This window comes from Acidovorax sp. FG48 (assembly GCF_057809085.1).
On sequence record NZ_JBMDJH010000029.1, the window covers coordinates 18874 to 40246 of the forward strand.

The following is a 21373-nucleotide window of genomic DNA, read 5'->3' on the forward strand; positions in this document are numbered from 1 at the left end:
AAGGTATTGATCTTGCGCGACTTTTTTTGATTCTGTACACTGCCCCATAATTCTTACCGTTTGGAGCACTTTGATGCACCATCGCCGCAACGCTGCAGTGAATCGATTTTTCCAGTGGGTGGGTTTCGCGCTCGTGAGCGCTGCCCTCATTTCGCCTGCCGCACACGCGGCAGATGTCAAAAAACAAGGGACCAAAAAGCAGCAGGTCAGTGCAGCCAGCGCCAAGCGTACTGTCGCACCGCGCAAGGTGGCCGCCAGCGTAAAGCCCGCCCGTGTGGCTGCCCGCACAGCCAAAGCTCCCACCAAGGTGGCGTATGTGCCTGCCAAGCCTTCTTTTGGTCAGATGGCTGGTTTGCACGAAGTCAATGACCCGCTGGATCTCAAGTCCAGCGTGGCTTTGGTGGTAGATCAGGACACGCATGAGGTCTTGCTGCGCAAGAACGATCAGGCGGTGCTTCCGATTGCGTCGCTGACCAAGCTCATGACGGGCATGTTGATCTCCCAGGCCAAGTTGCCCATGGATGAGCCTGTGACGATCACCCAGGATGATGTGGATACCGAAAAGGGTAGCCGGTCGCGTCTGACAGTGGGCACGACGCTCACGCGGGGCGAAATGCTGCACCTGGCGCTGATGTCCAGCGAGAACCGCGCCGCCCATGCGCTGGGCCGCACCTACCCGGGTGGCCTGGACGTTTTTGTGGCCCTGATGAATGCCAAAGCCAAGTCGCTGGGAATGAACGACACCCACTACGTCGAGCCCACCGGTCTGTCCAGCCGCAACCAGTCCAGTGCCCGCGACCTTGCGACGCTGGTTGGTGTGGCGCACGGAGATCCCTTGTTGCGCGAACTGTCAACATCGCCCGGCTTTGAGGTTGCCGTGGGACACAAGACGCTGCAGTACAACAACACCAACGGACTGGTGAAGAACCCCACCTGGGATATCGGCCTGCAAAAGACCGGCTATATCTCCGAGGCGGGCCGTTGCCTCGTGATGCAGGCCCAAGTGGCAGGGCGCAAGCTGATCATGGTGTTCCTTGACTCCGCGGGCAAGTTCAGCCGACTGGGTGATGCTGAGCGGGTTCGTCGTTGGGTGGAGTCCAACCCGGCGCTGGCAGCTCCCTTGCAGGCGGCACGTAGCACCAACGGCTGATCCGCTGAATGCGCGACATACGCCTGACAGGCTTGTTCTGTCAGGCGTTTTTATTTTGCGTTTGCGAGTCCTTGGCGGGTAGGCGCGCAGGCCGGGATTGTGTGTGCCTCGTTGGTGCGAGGGCGCGTAGTCGTGACGGTCAGACAGGACTGGCTGTTGGACCTGGGGCATCAATACATTGCCGACGCCTTGCTGAGGACGGTGTTGCCTGGCCCCGCTTGGGGCGTCAGCGCAATTCGGTCCGTTGATTGGTGAGGGGAGGGGGACTGGCTTCGACACTCGGTGGAGTAAAGCCCAAGGCCAGTGAAATCTCATTCGCTGTAGCCTGCAGTTTGGGCAGCCAGCCTTCATCCAGACGATCCGCAGGGGCCGAAATGGAGAGGCCTGCGACCAGTTTGCCCTGATCGTCATACACACCGGCCGCCATGCAGCGCACGCCCAGCTCCAGCTCTTCGTTGTCGCGAGCAATACCGTACTGGCGGGCCTTGGCCAGTTCTCGCTCCAGCAACGGCAGCTGCGTGATGCTGTTGCGAGTGTGGCCTGCCAGACCGGTACGGGTGGCATAGGCGCGGACGCGCTGGGGGTCATCCAGCGCAAGGAAGAGCTTGCCTGTCGAGGTCAGGTGCAGAGGCGCTCTGCCGCCAATGGCGCGCACCACCTGCATGCCCGACCGCTCGCTGTAGGCCCGCTCCACATACACAATCTCATCGCCCTGGCGCATGCTCAGGTTCACGGGCTGCTGGATCAGTTTGTGCAGTGCGCGCATGGGGGTGAGCGCCGCATCACGAACGCTCAGGCGTGCTTTCACCAGGTTGCCCAGCTCCAGCAGTCGCATGCCCAATCGGTAGCTGCCTGATTCGGGGCGGTCAACAAAACGGCCGATGGTCAGGTCGTTGAGGATGCGGTGGGTGGTGGAGGGATGCAGCCCGGTTTTTTCGCTGATCTCCTTGAGGGAAATCGCTTCTTCCCGTGAGGCCAGAACGTCGATCAGTGTGAACATGCGCTCAAGCACCTGAACGCTGGGTTTGGGGGAGATGCTGGGATCGGTTTTTTTCATGAGCGGCAATGGTGCAAAGGCCGCTGCATTTTATCTTGTGAAATGTGAACGCGTGTTCAGGGACTCACTTGCGCGGCGCCTGGGACCCGGCGCCAAGCCCCTTCGGTGCGGATTTCATGGGGCAGGAAGCGTGCTTTGTAGCTCATCTTGGGGCTGGTTTCGATCCAGTAACCCAGGTACACATGGGGCAGACCCAGTGAATGGGCTTGCGCGATCTGCCAAATGACGTTGTAGGTGCCATAGCTGCAATGGGGTTCAGGCTCGTAGAACGTGTATACGGCAGACAGGCCGTCATCGAGCACATCGAGGATGGAGACCATCTTGAGCGCCCCGGGTTCGCCGGACGCGTCGGTCTCGCGAAACTCCACCAACCTGGAGTTCACCCTGCTTTGCAGCAGAAATTGCGTGTACTGGTCGATGCTGTCATGGTCCATGCCGCCGCCCGCGTGGCGGCCGTTCTGGTAGCGCAGGTACAGCTGGTAGTGCTCGGGCACAAAACACAGCCGCAACACCCGGGCCTGGAGTTGGCCGTGGCGTGCAGCAGCGCGCCGTTGGCTGCGGTCGGGCTTGAACTCGTTGACAAGAACCCGCAGCGGGGTACAGGCCTGGCAGCCATCGCAATAGGGGCGATACGTGAACATGCCGCTGCGGCGAAACCCCTTGGCGACCAGATCGGAGTAAAGATCGCTCTGGATCAGGTGGCTGGGGGTGGCGACCTGCGACCGTGCCTGCCGGTCCGGCAGGTAACTGCAGGGGTAGGGCGCTGTCGCGTAAAACTGCAGGGTTTGCAGCGGAAGGTCGTTGAGTTGCGTCATGCCGGATCGGTCTTGGGTGGCAGCAGCTCGTCCCAGTATACGGGCTCAAATTGCCAGGTGACGGGGGGCTGCTGTCGCGCGCTGTCCACATGCCGCAGGAAATCGGCCCGGGGTATCTCCCGTCCGCCCAGGGAGGTCAGGTGCTGCGTGTTTTGCTGGCAGTCAATCAGGGTGATGCCGTGACCGCGGCACAGGCAGACCAGGGCGGACAGGGCGATCTTGGAGGCGTCGGTTTCATATGCAAACATGGATTCTCCGAACACCGCGCGACCCAGCGCCACGCAGTACAGGCCCCCTACGAGTTGCCCATCGACCCAGGTTTCCACGCTGTGGGCATGTCCTGCCAGATGCAGTTCGGTGTAGGCGTCGACCATCTCCGGAACGATCCAGGTGCCAGCCTGGCCTTCGCGTTCCTTGGTGGAGCAGGCGGTGATGACGTCCCGGAATGCGCTGTCGATGCGGATTTCGCAGTGCGCCTGTCTGCGAAATGCCTGCAGCTTTTTGCGCAGCGAGCGGCGCAACCTGAACTCAGCCACCGGCAGCACCATGCGAGGATCAGGTGCCCACCACAGGATAGGCTGCCCGGGGCCATACCAAGGAAACGTGCCTTGTGCATATGCAGCGCACAGGCTGGCCACATCCAGCGCGCCGCCTGCTGCCAGCAGGCCGGGCGCGGGATCGCTTTCCCCCCAAGCAAGGGTTGGTGTAGGAAAGGGGACGTGGGGTTCGAGCCAGGGCAGTTGCGGGGGCATGCTGGGTGCGCAAAGCCACCATTGTCTGGCATGCAGCGTTTTCCACGCTGCGGCGGGGATGGCGAAAAAAAAGCCCTGCACTTCGGAAGTGCAGGGCTTTTTGATTGGCTCCTCGACCTGGGCTCGAACCAGGGACCTACGGATTAACAGTCCGGCGCTCTACCGACTGAGCTATCGAGGAACAAGACTTAGATTATATACACAAAATTGGGTCCGAATCGAAAAACAGCCCTGTCCATTCACAAGCCCGTGCTGCGGCGCGGAGTCGTAGTGCACGTTATCCTGAAAGGTATGCCGCCATGCGAGCGGCTTGTGCTGCATCCAACTCCCTCACGACATGACCATCCACACCATTCTGAAAATGGGCGACCCCCGCCTGCTGCGCGTGGCCCAACCAGTGACCGCATTCGATACCGATGAATTGCACCAGCTGGTGCGCGACATGTTCGAGACCATGGCGTCGGTGAACGGAGCCGGGCTGGCCGCACCGCAGATCGGGGTGGATCTGCAACTGGTCATCTTTGGCTCGAACGACCGCAACCCGCGTTATCCGGACCGGCCGCTGGTGCCACCCACCGTTCTGCTCAACCCGGTGATCACGCCTCTGGGGACAGACGAGGAGGAAGACTGGGAAGGGTGCCTTTCCGTGCCGGGTTTGCGTGGCAAGGTGCCCCGCTGGTCACGCATCCGCTACACAGGCTTCGACCTGTATGGCGATCCCATCGACCGGACGGTAGAAGGTTTTCATGCGCGTGTCGTACAGCATGAGTGTGATCACCTGATCGGAAAGCTATACCCCATGCGGGTGCGTGATTTCACGCAGTTCGGATTCACCGAGGTGCTGTTCCCGGAGATCAGCGCCAACGAGGACGACTGAGCCTGACCTGCACCCTTGGCCCACGCCCCCCCCAGGTCAGGATGACAGTTCCTGCAGCAGTTCGGTCTCGATCTGAATCTGGTGCGCGTTGTTCTGCAGCTCGGGGCCCTGGATGAGGAAGGTGTCTTCCACCCGTTCGCCCAAGGTGCTCACTTTGGCCAGTTGCACGCTCAGGTGATGCTGCGCCAGGATGCGGGCCACCAGATACAGCAGGCCTGCACGGTCGCTGGCAGAGATGGCCAGTAGCCAGCGCTGCGCCTTTTCGTCGGGTCGCAGGGTCACGCGGGGCGCGACCGGGAAGCTCTTGACCCGGCGTGATACCCGCTTGCGGGTGGGCTCGGGCAGCGGGCCGCCTTCCTCGATCACGCGCATCAGGTCGCTCTCGACCATGTGGGTCAGCTCGCGGTAGTGCCCGGGCTGTTCAGACGCGGAAGAGGCTACCACCTGGAAGGTGTCGAGTGCATAGCCGTTGTTGGCGGTGTGCACCCGCGCATCCAGGATGCTGAAGCCCACGCGGTCGAAGTAGCCACAGATGCGCGCAAACAGGTCGGCCTGGTCGGCGGCGTAGACCATCACCTGCAGCCCATCGCCCGCCAGTGACTGCCGGGCGCGCACCACCGGTTTGGCCGCGCCCACGTGGCGTGACAGATGGCGCGTGTGCCAGGCAATGTCGGCAGCGTCGTGGCGCATGAAATAGCTCACGTCGAGCGTGGCCCACAGCGCCTTGTGCGCTTCAAAGGGCAGGGCGTTGAGCGCCAGCAGCACCAGCGCCTCGCGCTTGCGGGCTTCGATCTCGGCGGCTGCGTCGGGTGCACGGCCACCCAGGGTGCGCAGCGTGGCGCGGTACAGGTCTTCCAGCAGCTTGCCCTTCCAGGCGTTCCAGACCTTGGGGCTGGTGCCGCGGATGTCCGCCACCGTGAGCAGGTACATCGCCGTGAGGTTGCGCTCGTTGCCCACGCGGTGCGCAAAGGCGCCGATCACATCCGGGTCGCTCAGGTCCTGCTTTTGCGCCACGGTGCTCATGGTCAGGTGCTCACGCACCAGAAACTCGATGAGTCGGGCATCTTCGCGGTCCACCCCGTGCTGGCGGCAAAAGCGCCGCACTTCCTCTGCGCCGATTTGTGAGTGGTCGCCGCCTCGCCCCTTGCCAATGTCGTGGAACAGCGCGGCCACGTACAGGATCCACGGCTTGTCCCACCCTCCCGCCAGCTGCGAGCAGAACGGGTATTCGTGCGCATGCTCGGCCATGAAGAAGCGGCGCACGTTGCGCAGCACCATCAGGATGTGCTGGTCCACCGTATAGACATGGAACAAGTCATGCTGCATCTGCCCCACGATGCGGCGAAACGGCCACAGGTAGCGCCCCAGCACCGAGGTCTGGTTCATCAGCCGCATGGCATGGGTGATGCCCGAGGGCTGCTGCAGGATGCGCATGAAGGCATCGCGGTTGACCGGGTCGCGCCGGAAGGCGCTGTCCATCACGCCGCGTGCGTTGTACAGCGCGCGCAGGGTGCGCGCCGACAGGTCCTTGAGCCCGACCGTAGTCTGGTAGAGCAGAAAGGTCTCCAGGATCGCATGCGGGTCGCGGGTGTACAGGTCGTCACTCGCCACCTCGATGAGGCCCGCCTTCTCGAAGAAGCGCTCGTTGATCGGACGCGGCTCGTGGGTCGATGGGTTCAGGCGCTCCTCGATGTTGAGCAGCAGGATCTGGCTGAGTTGCGACACCGCCTTGGCTGCCCAGTAGTAGCGGCGCATCAGGCTTTCGCTGGCCCGCATGGGCAGGCGCGAGCCGTCGGGTGCCTGCGAGCGGTAGCCGAACGACTCGGCCACGGCCGTCTGCAGGTCGAACACCAGACGGTCTTCGTGCCGCCCGGCCGCTGCGTGCAGGCGGGCACGGATCAGGCAGAGCAGCGCCTCATTGCGCTCGATCTGGCGCACTTCGAAGGCCGTGGCCATGCCGCTGGCAGCCAGCTCCTTCCAGTTGCTGCCCAGACCGGCCGCCTGGGACACCCACAGAATCATCTGCAGGTCGCGCAGGCCGCCGGGCGACTCCTTGCAGTTGGGCTCCAGCGAATAGGGCGTGTTCTCGTACTTGGTGTGGCGCTGGCGCATCTCCAGCGTCTTGGCGACCAGAAACGCCTGGGGGTTCATCTGCGCCCGGTACTGGCGTTGGAACTCTGCAAACAGCGCGGCATTGCCGCACACCAGCCGCGATTCGAGCAGCGAGGTCTGTACGGTGACATCGCCCGCGCTCTCGGCCAGGCACTCGGCCACAGTGCGCACGCTCGATCCGATCTCCAGGCCCGTATCCCAGCAGCTGCCAATGAAGCCTTCGAGCTTGGTGCGCAAGGCGCTGCCGGCCTCGGGTGCCGTGCCGTCGGGCAGCAGCAGCAGGACATCGACATCGGAGTAGGGGAACAGCTGGTCGCGCCCAAAGCCACCGACCGCCACCAGGGCCATGTCATTGGGCAGCTGGGCGCGCTGCCACAGGGTTTGCAGCAGGTTGCCCGCCAGCGACGACAGCTTGCGCAGCAGCACGCGGATACCGCGCGTCGATGCGCCGGTGGATTGCATGGCCGCCAGCAGCGCGGCCTTGTCGCTGCGGTAGGCGTCGCGCAGGGCATGGAGTTCAGTCATGGTCGGTAAGTATCGTGGGAGGCCATGAAAAAGCCATGCAAGAGTTGTGCAAGCGGCAGCCAGCGGCGCGGGACCCGGTGGCCCCGCCGTCGCGTCAGGTCTTGGTGGCTGTCACAAAGGACGGCAGGGGGGGCGATCCAGCCGACAGCGTCATCACCTCATACCCCGTGGGCGTGACCAGCACCGTGTGCTCCCACTGGGCCGACAGGCTGTGGTCCTTGGTCACGATGGTCCAGCCGTCGTTGCCGTGTTCCTTCACCTCGCGGCGGCCCGCATTGATCATGGGCTCGATGGTGAACACCATGCCGGGCACCAGCTCTTCGAGCGTGCCGGGCTTTCCGTAGTGCAGCACCTGGGGTTCTTCATGGAACTTCTTGCCGATGCCGTGGCCGCAGAACTCGCGCACCACCGAAAAACCGTGCCCTTCGGCAAACTTCTGGATTGCGTGGCCGATATCCCCCAGCCGTGCGCCGGGCTTGACCTGCACGATGCCATGCCACATGGCTTCAAAGGTCAGGGCTGACAACCGCTTGGCGGCGATCGAGCATTCCCCGATCAGGAACATGCGGCTGTTGTCGCCGTACCAGCCGTCTTTCGTAATCACGGTCACGTCCACGTTGACGATGTCGCCCTTCTTGAGCGGCTTGTCGTTGGGGATGCCGTGGCACACCACATGGTTGACCGAGGTGCACAGCGACGCCGGGTAGGGCGGGTAGCCCGGTGGCTGGTAGCCCACGGTGGCCGAGATGGTGCCCTGCTGGGCCATGCATTCGGCGCCCAGGCGGTCGATCTCTTTGGTGGTGATGCCGGGCTTGATGTGCGGAGTGATGTAGTCCAGCACTTCGGAGGCCAGGCGGCAGGCCACGCGCATGCCCTCGATGTCCTCGGCGCTTTTGATGGTGATGCTCATGCCGCAATTATCCCATCGGCCCCCCGGCCGCGCAGGCGGCCTGGGCTTGCCCGGTAAAATGGAGGGCTCCGGTGCTGGTTGCACGCTGGCGCCCGGAGCCACCCTCTACCCCTGACACCCCCCCAACAGGCCGCTACCGTGACCTTGCACATGACCACGCTGGCGGGCGGCAACGCCCTCAGCACCTTCCGCGCCCAGCAACTTCAACCCGCCCTGGAGGCGATCCACCCCAAGATCAGTGGCATTGCAGCGCGTTTCGTGCATCTGGTCGCCACCGATGCGGCCCCCACGTCCGCCGAACAAGAACGTCTTGCCGCACTGCTGACCTACGGCGACCCCTACGCAGGCCCCGAAGACGGCGCCGTGCTCATCGTCACGCCCCGCCTGGGCACGCTGTCACCCTGGGCCTCCAAGGCCACGGACATTGCGCGCAACTGCGGCATCGCCATCCGCCGCGTCGAGCGCATCACCGAATACCGCATCAGCCTGAAATCGGGCCTGCTGGGCAAGACGCCCGAGCTGACCGCCGGGCAACTGGGCCAAGTCGCCGCGCTGCTGCATGACCGCATGACCGAATCCGTGGTGGCCGACCGCAGCGCTGCCGCAGCCCTGTTCACCGAACTGCAGCCTGCCCCCATGGAGCATGTGGACGTGCTGGCCGGTGGCCCCGAACAAGGACGAAAGGCTCTGGAAGCCGCCAACACCCGCTTTGGCTTGGCGCTGGCCGACGATGAAATCGACTACCTCGTGACCGCCTTCACGGGCCTGAAGCGCAACCCCACTGATGTGGAGCTGATGATGTTCGCGCAGGCCAACAGCGAGCACTGCCGCCACAAGATCTTCAACGCCCAGTTCACCATCGACGGCGTGCCGCAGGACAAGAGCCTGTTCGGCATGATCCGCAACACCCACCAGCTGGCGCCCCAGCACACGGTGATTGCGTATTCGGACAACGCCTCGGTCATGGAAGGCCATCAGGTCGAGCGTTTTGTAGCCAAAATGGCCGCAAGCGCTAGTGAATTAAGCGCTAATAGCTATCAAAAAAGTAGCGTCACCCAGCATGTGCTGATGAAGGTGGAAACGCACAACCACCCCACGGCCATCTCGCCCTTCCCGGGCGCATCGACCGGCGCGGGCGGCGAGATCCGCGACGAAGGCGCCACCGGCCGGGGCTCCAAGCCCAAGGCGGGCCTCACGGGCTTCACCGTGTCCAAGCTCTGGGGCAGTGCCGTGGGCAAGCCCGAGCACATTGCCAGCCCGTTGCAGATCATGGTCGAAGGGCCCCTGGGCGGCGCGGCGTTCAACAACGAATTCGGCCGCCCCAACCTGAACGGCTACTTCCGCGAGTACGAGCAGAACGTGGGTGGTGTGCAGCGCGGCTACCACAAGCCCATCATGATCGCGGGCGGTGTGGGTGTGATCGATGCCGAGCTGACCAAGAAAATCGAATTCCCTGCAGGCTCGCTGCTGATCCAGCTGGGCGGCCCCGGCATGCGCATCGGCATGGGCGGCAGCGCGGCCAGCTCCATGGCCACCGGCACCAATGCGGCTGAGCTGGACTTTGACTCGGTGCAGCGCGGCAACCCCGAGATCGAGCGCCGTGCACAAGAGGTCATCAACCACTGCTGGGCACAGGGCACGAACAACCCCATCCTGGCCATCCACGACGTGGGCGCGGGCGGCTTGTCCAACGCCTTCCCCGAGCTGACCAATGATGCTGGCCGCGGCGCGCGCTTTGACCTCCGTGCCGTGCAGCTCGAAGAGTCCGGCATGAGCCCGAAAGAAATCTGGTCCAACGAGTCGCAAGAGCGCTATGTGCTGGCGATTGCGCCCGAGTCGCTGCCCCTGTTCCAGGCTTTCTGCGAACGCGAACGCTGCCCGTTTGCCGTGATCGGCACCGCCACCGAAGAACGCCAGCTGGTGCTGCACGACCCCGCTGCGACGGCTGAAGACCAGAAGCTGCCCGTGGACATGCCCATGAACGTGCTGCTGGGCAAGCCGCCCAAGATGCACCGCGACGTGAAGACCGTGGTACGCGAATTCGCACCCATGGACTTGACCGGCGTGCCGCTGCAAAAGGCCGTGATCGACGTGCTGGCCCACCCCACGGTGGCGTCCAAGCGTTTCCTCATCACCATCGGCGACCGCACCGTGGGCGGCTTGAGCCACCGCGACCAGATGGTGGGCCCCTGGCAAGTGCCCGTGGCCGATTGCGCCGTGACGCTGGCCGATTACAAGGGCTTTGCGGGCGAAGCGATGAGCATGGGTGAGCGCACGCCGCTGGCCGCCATCAACGCGCCTGCGTCGGGCCGCATGGCCGTCGCAGAAGCCATCACCAACCTGCTGGCTGCACCCATCGAGCTGCCGCGCGTGAAGCTGTCGGCCAACTGGATGGCTGCGTGTGGCGAGCCCGGCGAGGATGCTGCCCTGTACGAAACCGTGAAGGCTGTGGGCATGGAGCTGTGCCCGGCGCTAGGTGTGTCCATCCCGGTCGGCAAGGATTCGCTGTCGATGCGCACGCAGTGGAGCGAAGGCGCGGACAAGAAAAAGGTCACGTCCCCCGTCAGCCTGATCGTGAGCGCATTCGCTTCGCTGTCCGACGTGCGCGGCACGCTCATCCCCCAGCTCGACGCCACCGAGGCCGACACGACCCTGGTGCTGATCGACCTGGGCAAGGGCCAGAACCGCATGGGCGGCAGCATTCTGGGCCAGACGCTGGAACAGAGCGGCGATGTGGTGCCCGATGTGGACGACCCCAAAGACCTGGTCAACCTCGTCAACGCGGTGAACGCACTGCGCGCCAAGGGCCAGATCCTGGCTTACCACGACCGCAGCGACGGCGGCCTGCTGGCCGCAGTGGCAGAAATGGCGTTTGCAGGCCATGTGGGTGTGTCGCTCAATGTGGACCTGCTGGTGACCGAAGGCGACGGTATCAGCGACAGCCGCGCCGAAGTGGGCGATGCCAAGAACTGGTCGGGCCAGGTCAGCGCGCGCCGCGAAGAACTCACGCTCAAAGCCCTGTTCAACGAAGAACTGGGCGTGGTGCTGCAGGTCAAGACCAGCGAGCGCAATGAGGTGATGCAGACCCTGCGCGAGCACGGCCTGTCCAAGTTCAGCCACTTCATCGGCAAGACCCGCCCCGCCTCGTCGTCCATCGACGCGGGCAAGGGCGAGCTGCAGGTGTGGCGCGATGCCAAGGCCGTGTTCAGCGCCTCACTGGCCGACCTGCACCAAGTGTGGGACGCCGTGAGCTGGAAGATCTGCCAGCAGCGCGACAACCCCGCCAACGCCGACGCCGAGCACGCTGCAGCAGGTGAGCCCACCGACCCCGGCATGCATGTGCACCTCACGTTCGACGCCGCTGACAATGTGGCCGCGCCGTACCTGAACCTCGCCAAGCCCAAGGTCGCCATCCTGCGCGAGCAGGGTGTGAACTCGCACATCGAAATGGCCTACGCCTTCACCGAGGCGGGCTTTGAAGCGTACGACGTGCACATGACCGACTTGCAGACCGGCCGCGTCAAGCTCGAAGACTTCAAGGGCGTGGTGGCCTGCGGTGGCTTCAGCTATGGCGACACGCTGGGCGCAGGCATCGGCTGGGCGCGTTCGATCACCTTCAACCCCGTGCTGGCAGCCCAGTTCCAGGGCTTCTTTGGCCGCACGGACACGTTCGGCCTGGGCGTGTGCAACGGCTGCCAGATGTTTGCCGAGCTGGCCGACATCATCCCCGGCGCGCAAGACTGGCCGCGCTTCACCACCAACCAGAGCGAACGCTTCGAGGCCCGCCTGTCGCTGGTGGAAGTGCTCGAATCCCCCAGCCTGTTCTTGCAAGGCATGGCGGGCAGCCGTCTGCCGATCGCCGTGGCGCATGGTGAGGGCTATGCCAACTTCAAGTACCGTGGCAATGCCGACAAGGCCATCGCCGCCATGCGCTACGTGGACAACCACGGCCGCGCGACGGAGCAGTACCCGTTCAACCCCAACGGCAGCGCGGGCGGCCTGACGGCTGTTACCACGGCCGACGGCCGCTTCACGGCCATGATGCCGCACCCCGAGCGCGTGTTCCGCAACGTGCAGATGAGCTGGACCAGCGAGGACAAGGCCCAGTACAGCGGCTGGATGCGCATCTGGCGCAACGCGCGCAAGTGGGTGGGGTGATGGGCTGAGGCACCCTGCGCTGCAGGGTGCTCATGCTTGATGTCAGTAGCCGCTGAACACCGCAGGTTCAGCGGCTACAGTTTTCTTCAGGTGGGGTTCATGCCCTGTCGTCCATCTGAAGAAACACGCGCCCTCTGTCGATGCGCACGGGGTAACACTTCAATGGCTCGGTGACCGGTGCGCAGGTGGGGCTGCCATTGCGGACATCGAACTTCCCCTGGTGCAGGGGGCACTCGATTTCATGGCCGTCCAGAAAGCCATCGCACAGGCGCGCGTGCCCGTGGGTGCAGATGTTGTCGGTCGCAAACACACTGCCATCGACCTTGTACAGCGCAATGTTGTGCTCACCCACCTGCAACCCGATGACATCGTCTTCGGGCACTTCGGCCTCACTGGCAGCGTCGATCCAGGATGATTCGTTCATGGTGGTTCAGATGGGGTAGATGATGGAGTTGGGGATCATTTCGCTGTCGTACACACAAAGGCGCGTCGCGAACTTGAGCCCTGCCGGGGTGCGTTCGATCACGTCGATGTACCGCCCCACGTTGAACACCGTGGACTCGCGCGAGAGCTTGGTGCGGAACACTGCGTAGTTCGCCTGGGCCTCGAAGCGGTTCTCGCTCGCGGCAAGGACCACGGGCGCGCTGACCACATGGCGCTGGTAGTAGGGGTCGTGGAACAGGGTTTCGCGGATGCCGTAGACGCGGTCCTTGAGCATCCCTTTGCTTTCGAACAGCAGCGTTGCGAGGGGGAATCCGCGTTCGTGGTTCTCGCGGGGCACCAGCTTGTACGTGCAGTCCTCCGTGAAGAATTCGGGCCACAGGTCCCAGTCACCAGAGTCCACCGCCAGTGCGTACTCGGAGTACAGGCGCGAGATGGCCAGGTAATCATCAAAAGCAATGTGGGGCGCAGTGCTCATGGTCAGCCCTCCATCACTTCACGCCAGTACGCGTACATGCCGCGGATGAGTGTTTCGGTCACCATGTGATCGGTGTTCTCCACCGTCTTTCCCCCCAACTCGGCCAGGGTGCGGTGGTAGGGCTTGCTTTCAAAACCTTCTTGCGAAAACTCGATCACCTCCCCGTCGTCGGCGGACACAAACCCCGCCGGGCCGAACAGGTTGGCCTGCCGCAGACGGCGCTGTGTCATCTCCGCGCTGTCGTCCTCAAACCCGAAGTGCGTCCACACGAAATCGAAGGCCCCGTGCCCGTCCGGCTGGATGTGCCGCGTGGAGACGCTGTTGACCTGCTGCTGAAAGATGACGCTGGGGAACACCGTCATCATGACCGCCGTGGGCCCGCCCCACCAGGGCTCGGGCACGATGTCCAGAAAACGCGCGTCGTTGAGCTGCATGCTCTCTTTGAAGCTGGACACCTGGGTGACCTGGTCGGCCTTTCCCGCCTGGCCTCGGGTGGAGATCATGGCGGCATGCCGGTGGCGCGCATCCATCTTCAGCTCACTCTTGTTGTCTGCACGCCAGAGGCCAAAGGTTACAAACCAGGTGTGCAGCAAGCCGGGGTGGTAGGGGTCCTTGATGTTCTCCTGCATGAGCTTCCAGTTGCCCGGAATGCGCTGGCGGTTGTAGCCCAGTATCGTCAGGCGCCGACCGTTGAACAGCCGGTCGAAGTACGACAGGATGTCCGGCCCCAGGAATTCTTCCAGCGATTCAACATCGTGGTCGAAACTGGCAAACACCACGCCGCCCCGGGTCGCCACCTTGAGCTTGTTGAGGCCATGGTCCGCCGTCTGGAAATCCGCCGGCATGCCCCCGTTGATTTTTCCGTCCTGCTTGACGCCACGGCGAAAGGGCACCCCTTGCAGATCGCCTTGCAGCGTGTAGCTCCACTGGTGGTAGGGGCAGACAAAGTCCTTCTTGTTGCCATGGCGCTCGCGGCAGAACTGCATGCCGCGGTGGGCGCACACGTTCTCGACCACCTGGATGCCGCTCGCGTCGCGGACCATGATGACCGAGCGTTCTCCTACCACCGTGCGCTTGAAGTCGCCCACGTTCGGCACCTCGGCCTCCAACCCGACATAGTTCCAGTGCTGCCGGTAGAAGAAGCGCTCCAGCTCTTTCTTGTGCAGGTCTTCACCGGTGTAGGCCATGAACGGTATTCGGCTGCTGCCTTCGGTTTCCCATCGCATCTGGCTGGGAAAGACTTCCTTGGTGGGTGTGCTCATTGCTGTCTCCTGGGTTGTTTTGTGGGGCTCACGTGCCACTGGCATAAAACGCATCCGCGTACACCTGCTCTGGCAACACGCCCATTTGCCTTACCAGCAAGGCAGTGGCTTCGACCATGGGCGGTGCGCCGCAGAGGTAGGCGCGAAAGCCTTCCAGGCTGCGCCAGTCCCGGGCGATGGCGTCGGTCACCAGTCCGGTGCGATGCCCCTGTGCGGGACCGGACGCGACCACGATGTGCACCTGGAGCTGCGGGTGCTGGCGCTGCAGCGCTTGCAGCCATTCCGCGCCATAGATATCGCGCTCGGACCGCACGCCGAAGTACAGGTGGATGGGGTTGCCCATGCCTGCGGCAACTACGCCCCGAACGATGGACAAAATTGGCGCCAGCCCTGTGCCTCCTGCCACGCACAGCATGGGGCCTGTGTGTTGGCGGCGCAGGTAGGCAGAGCCCATCGGGCCGCTCACGCGCACCGTATCGCCCACGCGAAGCTCGTTCGCCACGTAGCCGGTGACACGGCCTTGCGGAACCAGCCGGATGTGGAACTCCAGCGTGTTGTCCTGGGCGGTGCCCGCCATGGAATAGGGCCGCACATGCGCTGACGTGAACTGCAGCTGCGCATACTGGCCGGGCGAAAAATCGAGTGCTTTTGCGGGCTGGAGAACCAGTCGCTTGATGTCGTGGGTGGGGTCTTCCATGGCCACCACCGTGGCCTTGATGATGCGTGCCGTGTGCACGACCACTTCGTCGGGTTCGGGAATCTCTACCGTACAGGGCTCCGTCACGAAGGTCTGGCAGGCCAGGACGTAGGAGTCTTGTGCCGCCAGTGGTTGCTGTACTTCGCGCCCTGAGTCGAGCACCTGTCCTGCCACGATCTTGCAGCGGCAGGTGCCACACCGCCCGGCCATGCAGCTGTGCGAAATCGGCACATCGTTGTTGCGCAACGCGTCCAGCAGATTGGTGCCAGGAGCGACGTTGAGCGTGCGCTGGAAGGGGCGTACGTGGATTTCCATCGTCCGTTGTCTCGGGTGTTGTCTCTGATGTTTTTATGGGTCGATTCCCGGGGAAGGGATCGATGGAGGCGATGATCAGATCGGCGAGAAAATCAGTCAACGCGATGATGTGAATGTTGAATATCATCCAAATTAATAATCGGCGAGGCAATCGATGGAGCTGAAGGACATTGATCTGAATCTTTTGGTGGTCTTCAACCAACTCCTGGCCGAACGCAAGGTTTCCAAGGTGGCGGAAAACCTGGGCCTCGGCCAGCCTGCAGTGAGCAATGCGCTGGCGCGGCTGCGCAAGCTGTTTGACGATGAGCTGTTCACCCGCACGGCCAGCGGCATGCAGCCCACGCCGTTTGCAGAACAGCTGGCGGAGTCAGTGGGGTATGCGCTGGGCATGATTCATGGCGCGGTGAACGCCAGAAACACGTTCGACCCGCGCACCAGCAAACGCAGCTTCACCGTCGGCATGACGGATATTGGCGAGATCTACTTTCTGCCGCCACTGATGCAACGCATCGAAGAAGTCGCGCCCTCGGTCACCATCAGCACCGTGCGCAATACGGCCACCAACCTGAAGGACGCCATGGAGTCGGGCCAGGTGGACCTGGCCGTGGGCCTGCTGCCGCAGCTGAAGGCGGGCTTTTTTCAGCGCCGCCTGTTCGAGCAGAACTACGTCTGCATGTTTCGCAAGGGCCATCGGCTGGACCAGAAAAAGATCCGCCTGCAGGACTTCTTCGGCGCGGACCATGTGGCCATCGTGTCTGCAGGTACTGGCCATGGGCAGGTGGACGAGATACTGGACAACCACTCGCCCCAGCGGCAGGTGAAACTCAAAGTGCCTCACTTCGTTGCCGTGGGCCACATCTTGCAGTCCACCGATCTGGTGGCCACGGTGCCGGAGCGGCTGGCCGAGCGCATGGCCGCCCCCTTTGAGTTGCGGTACCTGGCGCACCCGGTCAAGCTGCCCAAAATCGCCATCAACATGTTCTGGCACGCCAAGTTTCACAAGGACCCGGCGAACCAGTGGCTGCGCTCGCTGGTTTTCGACCTCCATGCGGACGCTTCTAAAGGCGCCAAGGGTTAGCACCATCCTTCTCGCGTTGGGTGAGGTGCGGCAGAGCGGGCACGTCGCCTGCGCTTTCCTGCTCTCCTACGCACACCTGGCGCCGCTGCTGGCGCTTGGGGTGTCTGTGCGTTGCTATAGTGCGGCGCACACCGGCGGCATGTTGGCCGCTTTTTTACGACCCATCCCAAGGACTCTTCATGGCCACTGGCAGCCTGCTTGCTTTGCTCGACGACATTGCCACCATCCTCGACGACGTAGCCTTGATGACCAAGGTGGCTGCCAAGAAGAGCGCTGCCATGGCCGACGATGTGTCGGTGATGACCAAGGTGGCCGCACAGAAGACCGCAGGCGTGCTGGGGGATGACCTGGCGCTCAATGCTCAGCAGGTGACCGGCGTGCGCGCCGAGCGCGAGATTCCGGTGGTGTGGGCGGTGGCCAAGGGCTCGCTCATCAACAAGGTCATCCTGGTGCCTGCCGCGTTGCTGATCAGCGCCTTTGCGCCCTGGGCCGTGACGCCACTGCTGATGGTGGGGGGCGCCTTTCTGTGCTTTGAAGGTTTTGAAAAGGTGGCTCACAAGCTGCTGCATGCCCAGCACGAGGACGAGGCCGAACGCGAGAGCCATGCCAAGGCCAATGCCAATCCGGCGGTGGATCTGGTGGCCTTTGAAAAGGACAAGATCAAGGGCGCCGTGCGCACCGATTTCATCCTGTCGGCCGAAATCATCGCGATCACCTTGGGCACCGTGGCCTCCGCGCCCTTTGTGCAGCAGTTGACCGTGCTGTCGGGCATCGCGGTCATCATGACCATCGGCGTGTATGGGCTGGTGGCGGGCATCGTCAAGCTGGACGACCTGGGCCTGTGGCTCAGCAACAAGGCCAGCAGCGCGGCGCGTGCCCTGGGCGCGGGCATTTTGCGCGCGGCGCCCTGGCTGATGAAGGGGCTGTCGATTGCAGGCACCGCTGCCATGTTCCTGGTGGGCGGCGGCATTCTGGTGCACGGTGTGCCCGTGCTGCACCACGCGGTCGAGGCGACGGGCACGGCGGCGGCGCAATGGCCGGTGGGCGGGCTGTGGGCCGTGCTGGTGCCCAACCTGCTGAACGCCGTGGTCGGCATCGTGGCGGGTGGGTTGGTGCTGGCCGGAGTGACGCTGGTGCAGCGCCTGCGGGGCAAGTCCACAGCCTGATAGTGGGTATTCCTTGATCTAGGTCTAAGGGTTACTACCGAGGGCTTGAGGTAAGGCAAGGCCGGGTGGGGGCCGCAGCGGTTCAATGCATGCACGGGGGTCGTCCCCGTCCAACCGATGCGAAATACCATGAAAAAGAACCTGCTGGCTGTCGCCGTTCTCTGTGCCCTCTCTTCTGGCGCTGCCCTGGCGCAACAGGCTGAAGGCCCCTGGATGGTCCGTGCACGCGCGGTGCACCTGGACAGCGCCAACAAGGACAGCACGCCGCTGGGCCTGTCGGTCAACAACAAGACCATCCCTGAAGTGGATGTGACCTACTTCTTCAACAAGAACATCGCGGCCGAGCTGATCCTCACGGTGCCGCAAAAGCACACGCTCAGCGCTGGTGGCGCCGCCATCGGCACCCTCAAGCACTTGCCCCCCACACTGCTGGCGCAATATCACTTTGACGCCCCTGGCTTCAAGCCCTATGTGGGCGCGGGCCTGAACTACACGCGCTTCTCCAGCGTGAACCTGCCCGCAGGCGTGAGCATTGACCGCAACAGCTTCGGTCCCGCTCTGCAAGTGGGCGTGGACATTCCGCTGGCCAAGAACCTGTACCTCAACTTCGACGTGAAGAAGGTTTTCATCAAGACCGACGTGAGCGCAGGCGGTGCCAAGCTGGGCACCTTCAAGGTAGACCCCGTTCTGGTGGGCGTGGGTCTGGGCTGGCGCTTCTAAGGGCACAGGGCCCAGGCGGGCCCTGCGTTCCTGACGATAAAGTTCTCCAAGGGTTTGAGAGCCTGTTTACGATCTACCAGGGGTCGCGCAGTGGTCTTTGCGGGATGGGATGCAAGGCACGGTGCGCCGCCAATAGCCCCGCTATTGGCAAGCGCCGCAACGCCGCAGACCGCCCGCAAAGACCACTGCCCGAAGGGTTGGAGCGAAATCGGGTGATTGAATGCCTCGGCTGCTTGCATGGGCATGAGCCCATGCGGCGCACCCGAAGCGTCCACTCATCCCGATTGCGTTCCAACGCGACCCCTGGTAGATCGTAAACAGGCTCTGCGGGGCTGGCGCCTGCGCCAGCCCTTTTTTTTGGCAGGTGCGGAAATGGCCTACACACGGCTGTCAGCGAGGCAACGCACAATGGGGAGAGGGGCAGGGGAGCGCGTGGGGTGTGCCGCAAGGCGGGCATCCCAGGCGCCTCTGCTTTTGACCCACCGGCGGCGCTGCCGCACCAACGTCTTGACGACCCATGCTCCTGCCTCGCTATTCCGACATCACGCACGGGCTCACTCAGCGGCCCGCACGCATCTCCCCCAAGTACTTTTACGACCAGCACGGCTCCCAGCTGTTTGAGGCCATCACGCGCCTGCCGGAGTACTACCCCACGCGCACCGAGATGGCGCTGATGCAGGCGCATGCGGACAGCATTGCCCATGCCATTGGCCCGGGGCGCACCCTGATCGAGCTGGGCGCAGGCAACTGCCAGAAGGCCCGCACCCTGTGCCGCTTGATGCAGCCGGCCTGTTTTGTGGGCGTGGACATTTCGGCGGATTTTCTGGAGCAGGCGGTTCAGGGGCTGCGCGATGAGTTTCCGGCGCTGGATGCCCGTGCGCTGGCGGGTGACATGACGCTGGGTGTGTCACTGCCCGACGACATTCCCCGCACCGGGCGCCTGGTGTTCTACCCGGGCTCGTCCATCGGCAACTTCGACCCGCCGCACGCGCTGGATCTGCTGGCCCACATGCGCGAACTGGTGGACGATGATGGTGGTCTGCTGATCGGCATCGATTTGCCCAAGGACGTGGCGGTGCTCGAAGCCGCCTACGACGATGCCGCAGGGGTCACTGCCGAGTTCAACCGCAATGTGCTGCGGCATGTGAACCGCCTGATCGGCAGCGACTTTGACGTAGCGCAGTGGCAGCATCGCGCGTTCTTCAACACCGAGGCGTCGCGCATCGAAATGCACCTGGAGGCGGCCTCTGACACCGAGGTGTGCTGGCCCGGCGGCGGCCGTCGGTTCGACCGGGGCGAGCGCATCCATACCGAGAACAGCTACAAGTACCCGCTGCCCGTTTTTACCGACATGCTCGCACGCGCCGGGTTTGCGCAGGCCCAGGCGTGGACGGACGAGCGGGGCTGGTTCGCGGTGGTCCATGCCCGTCCTTGACCGGTGACATTCATGACCGTGACATCCCCCACACTCGACACTCTGTTGGCGCGCTACACCGCGGTGCGAGGCCGCTCGCTGTCCCTGGCGGCCCCACTGTCGGCAGAGGACTGCTCCGCGCAGTCCATGCCTGATGCCAGCCCCACCAAATGGCACCTGGCCCACACCACCTGGTTCTTTGAGACCTTTGTGCTCGAAGCCCACGAGCCCGGTTTCCAGCCGTTTGCACCGGCGTTCCGGGTGCTGTTCAACTCGTACTACAACGGCGTGGGCGCCAAGCACCCGCGCCCGCAGCGCGGGCTGCTCACGCGGCCATCGCTGGACGAGGTGCTCGCCTACCGGGCCAACGTGGACGCCCGCATGGCGCGCCTGTGGCCCACCGTGGCGCACGACGACGCGCTGCGCGGCCTGATCGAGCTGGGCCTGCAGCATGAACAGCAGCACCAGGAGCTGATACTCACCGACATCCTGCACCTGCTGTCCTGCAACCCCTTGTTTCCCGCCTATGCCAAGGCGTCTGACGCCGTGGCGCCGGAGCCCGCCGGGGCGCTGGCGTGGCACTCGTTTGACGAGGGGCTGACCGACATCGGCCACGCTGGCAGCGGCTTTGCCTTTGACAACGAGGGTCCGCGCCATCGGGTGTATCTGCACCCTTATGCACTGGCCTCGCGGCTGTTAACGCAGGCTGAGTACCTGGCGTTTGTGGAAGCGGGCGGCTACCGCAACCCGCTGCTCTGGCTGGCCGAAGGCTGGGACTGGCGGGCGGCGCAGGGTCTGGAGCAGCCTCTGTACTGGCATCGCATCGACGGGGCCTGGCACCAGTTCACGCTGGCCGGCCTGCAACCGCTGCAGGGCAACCAGCCGGTGGTGCATCTGTCGTACTACGAAGCCGATGCCTACGCGCGCTGGGTGGGCGCGCGCCTGCCCACGGAGGCTGAATGGGAGCATGCGGCCGCGCAGGGTGCCGCTGGCATGGCGCAGTGGCACGGCGCTGCCTGGCAGTGGACGCAGTCGAGCTACGCGCCGTACCCCGGCTTCCGGGTGGCCGAAGGCGCCGTGGGTGAGTACAACGGCAAGTTCATGGTCAACCAGTACGTGCTGCGGGGTTCGTCCAGCGCTACGCCGCCAGGGCACGAGCGGCTGACCTACCGCAACTTCTTTCCGGCCACAGCGCGCTGGCAGTTCACGGGCATTCGGCTGGCACGCGACCTCGGCTGAAGGCGGTCAGCGCCCGGCGCTGTCCGTCATCGACCCGCCGCGTTGGGGCCGGCATGACGGTGTCACTGCGTGCCGTGGTCTTGTTTGCTATCAAATATGTAGCTGGTGGCGCATATTCCACTAGCGCTTGGACGCAAAAAGCCGGCGGTTTCAACAACGAAGTGCACGTTGCCAAAAGGTAGGCCCAGACAAGTAAGTGAAGATGAC

The 21373-nt window shown here is 63.8% G+C and carries 17 protein-coding genes and 1 tRNA gene; 8 read left to right on the forward strand and 10 right to left on the reverse strand.

What is annotated here, in order from left to right:
• Positions 1-73: 73 nt before the first annotated feature.
• Positions 74-1150 (forward strand): D-alanyl-D-alanine endopeptidase, encoded by a 1077-nt coding sequence (pbpG, locus tag ACODSU_RS23900; protein ID WP_488845351.1) that lies wholly within the window; start codon positions 74-76, stop codon positions 1148-1150.
• Positions 1151-1376: 226 nt separating this feature from the next.
• On the opposite strand, the gene ACODSU_RS23905 is transcribed toward pbpG, so the two are convergent.
• The 4 genes from ACODSU_RS23905 to ACODSU_RS23920 form a co-directional block, all read right to left on the reverse strand.
• Positions 1377-2207 (reverse strand): IclR family transcriptional regulator, encoded by an 831-nt coding sequence (locus ACODSU_RS23905; RefSeq protein WP_488845353.1) that lies wholly within the window; start codon positions 2205-2207, stop codon positions 1377-1379.
• Positions 2208-2263: 56 nt separating this feature from the next.
• On the reverse strand, positions 2264-3022 hold the full coding sequence (locus ACODSU_RS23910) for an arginyltransferase (RefSeq protein WP_488845355.1): 759 nt from the start codon (positions 3020-3022) through the stop codon (positions 2264-2266).
• Positions 3019-3774: a leucyl/phenylalanyl-tRNA--protein transferase gene (gene aat, locus ACODSU_RS23915; protein WP_488845357.1), complete on the reverse strand. Its 756-nt coding sequence runs from the start codon at positions 3772-3774 to the stop codon at positions 3019-3021. Before aat ends, ACODSU_RS23910 begins: the two co-directional genes overlap by 4 nt.
• 105 nt (positions 3775-3879) lie before the next feature.
• Positions 3880-3955, reverse strand: a tRNA-Asn gene (locus tag ACODSU_RS23920).
• A gap of 156 nt (positions 3956-4111) precedes the next feature.
• Here ACODSU_RS23920 and def point away from each other — a divergent pair.
• Complete coding sequence (def, locus tag ACODSU_RS23925) at positions 4112-4651, forward strand: peptide deformylase (RefSeq protein WP_488845359.1); 540 nt, start codon at positions 4112-4114, stop codon at positions 4649-4651.
• A 36-nt stretch (positions 4652-4687) separates the two neighbouring features.
• Here the strand turns inward: def and ACODSU_RS23930 are convergent, their stop codons facing one another.
• Together ACODSU_RS23930 and map are read right to left on the reverse strand one after the other, a co-directional pair.
• The gene (locus tag ACODSU_RS23930) at positions 4688-7288 is read right to left on the reverse strand and encodes a [protein-PII] uridylyltransferase (protein WP_488845361.1); all 2601 of its coding nucleotides are present in this window, start codon (positions 7286-7288) and stop codon (positions 4688-4690) included.
• Positions 7289-7382: 94 nt separating this feature from the next.
• On the reverse strand, positions 7383-8198 hold the full coding sequence (map, locus tag ACODSU_RS23935) for a type I methionyl aminopeptidase (protein WP_060987734.1): 816 nt from the start codon (positions 8196-8198) through the stop codon (positions 7383-7385).
• A gap of 138 nt (positions 8199-8336) precedes the next feature.
• Here map and purL point away from each other — a divergent pair, with 138 nt between their 5' ends.
• A complete protein-coding gene (gene purL / locus ACODSU_RS23940; RefSeq protein WP_488845369.1) occupies positions 8337-12356 on the forward strand; it encodes a phosphoribosylformylglycinamidine synthase in 4020 nt (1339 codons plus the stop codon).
• A 97-nt stretch (positions 12357-12453) separates the two neighbouring features.
• Here the strand turns inward: purL and ACODSU_RS23945 are convergent, their stop codons facing one another.
• The 4 genes from ACODSU_RS23945 to ACODSU_RS23960 are packed head-to-tail and all read right to left on the reverse strand — an operon-like array spanning position 12454 to position 15549.
• Positions 12454-12780, reverse strand: a complete 327-nt coding sequence (locus tag ACODSU_RS23945; protein WP_488845370.1) for a non-heme iron oxygenase ferredoxin subunit — start codon at positions 12778-12780, stop codon at positions 12454-12456.
• Between the two features lie 6 nt (positions 12781-12786).
• Entirely contained in the window at positions 12787-13275 is a 489-nt protein-coding gene (locus ACODSU_RS23950; protein ID WP_309823548.1) for an aromatic-ring-hydroxylating dioxygenase subunit beta, read from the reverse strand.
• 2 nt (positions 13276-13277) lie between these two features.
• Positions 13278-14537, reverse strand: coding sequence for an aromatic ring-hydroxylating dioxygenase subunit alpha (locus ACODSU_RS23955; protein ID WP_488845372.1), 1260 nt, complete (start codon positions 14535-14537; stop codon positions 13278-13280).
• Between the two features lie 28 nt (positions 14538-14565).
• Positions 14566-15549: a 2Fe-2S iron-sulfur cluster-binding protein gene (locus ACODSU_RS23960; protein ID WP_488845374.1), complete on the reverse strand. Its 984-nt coding sequence runs from the start codon at positions 15547-15549 to the stop codon at positions 14566-14568.
• Positions 15550-15703: 154 nt separating this feature from the next.
• Here ACODSU_RS23960 and ACODSU_RS23965 point away from each other — a divergent pair, with 154 nt between their 5' ends.
• The 5 genes from ACODSU_RS23965 to egtB all read left to right on the forward strand — a co-directional run bounded on the left by ACODSU_RS23965 (position 15704) and on the right by egtB (position 21166).
• Positions 15704-16627, forward strand: coding sequence for a LysR family transcriptional regulator (locus ACODSU_RS23965; RefSeq protein ID WP_488845376.1), 924 nt, complete (start codon positions 15704-15706; stop codon positions 16625-16627).
• A 179-nt stretch (positions 16628-16806) separates the two neighbouring features.
• Entirely contained in the window at positions 16807-17793 is a 987-nt protein-coding gene (locus tag ACODSU_RS23970; protein ID WP_295940661.1) for a DUF808 domain-containing protein, read from the forward strand.
• Between the two features lie 129 nt (positions 17794-17922).
• Positions 17923-18513, forward strand: a complete 591-nt coding sequence (locus ACODSU_RS23975) for an OmpW/AlkL family protein (RefSeq protein WP_015013729.1) — start codon at positions 17923-17925, stop codon at positions 18511-18513.
• Positions 18514-19030: 517 nt separating this feature from the next.
• Positions 19031-19948, forward strand: a complete 918-nt coding sequence (gene egtD, locus ACODSU_RS23980; protein ID WP_488845378.1) for an L-histidine N(alpha)-methyltransferase — start codon at positions 19031-19033, stop codon at positions 19946-19948.
• A 12-nt stretch (positions 19949-19960) separates the two neighbouring features.
• Positions 19961-21166, forward strand: coding sequence for an ergothioneine biosynthesis protein EgtB (gene egtB, locus ACODSU_RS23985; RefSeq protein ID WP_488845380.1), 1206 nt, complete (start codon positions 19961-19963; stop codon positions 21164-21166).
• Positions 21167-21373: the final 207 nt, after the last annotated feature.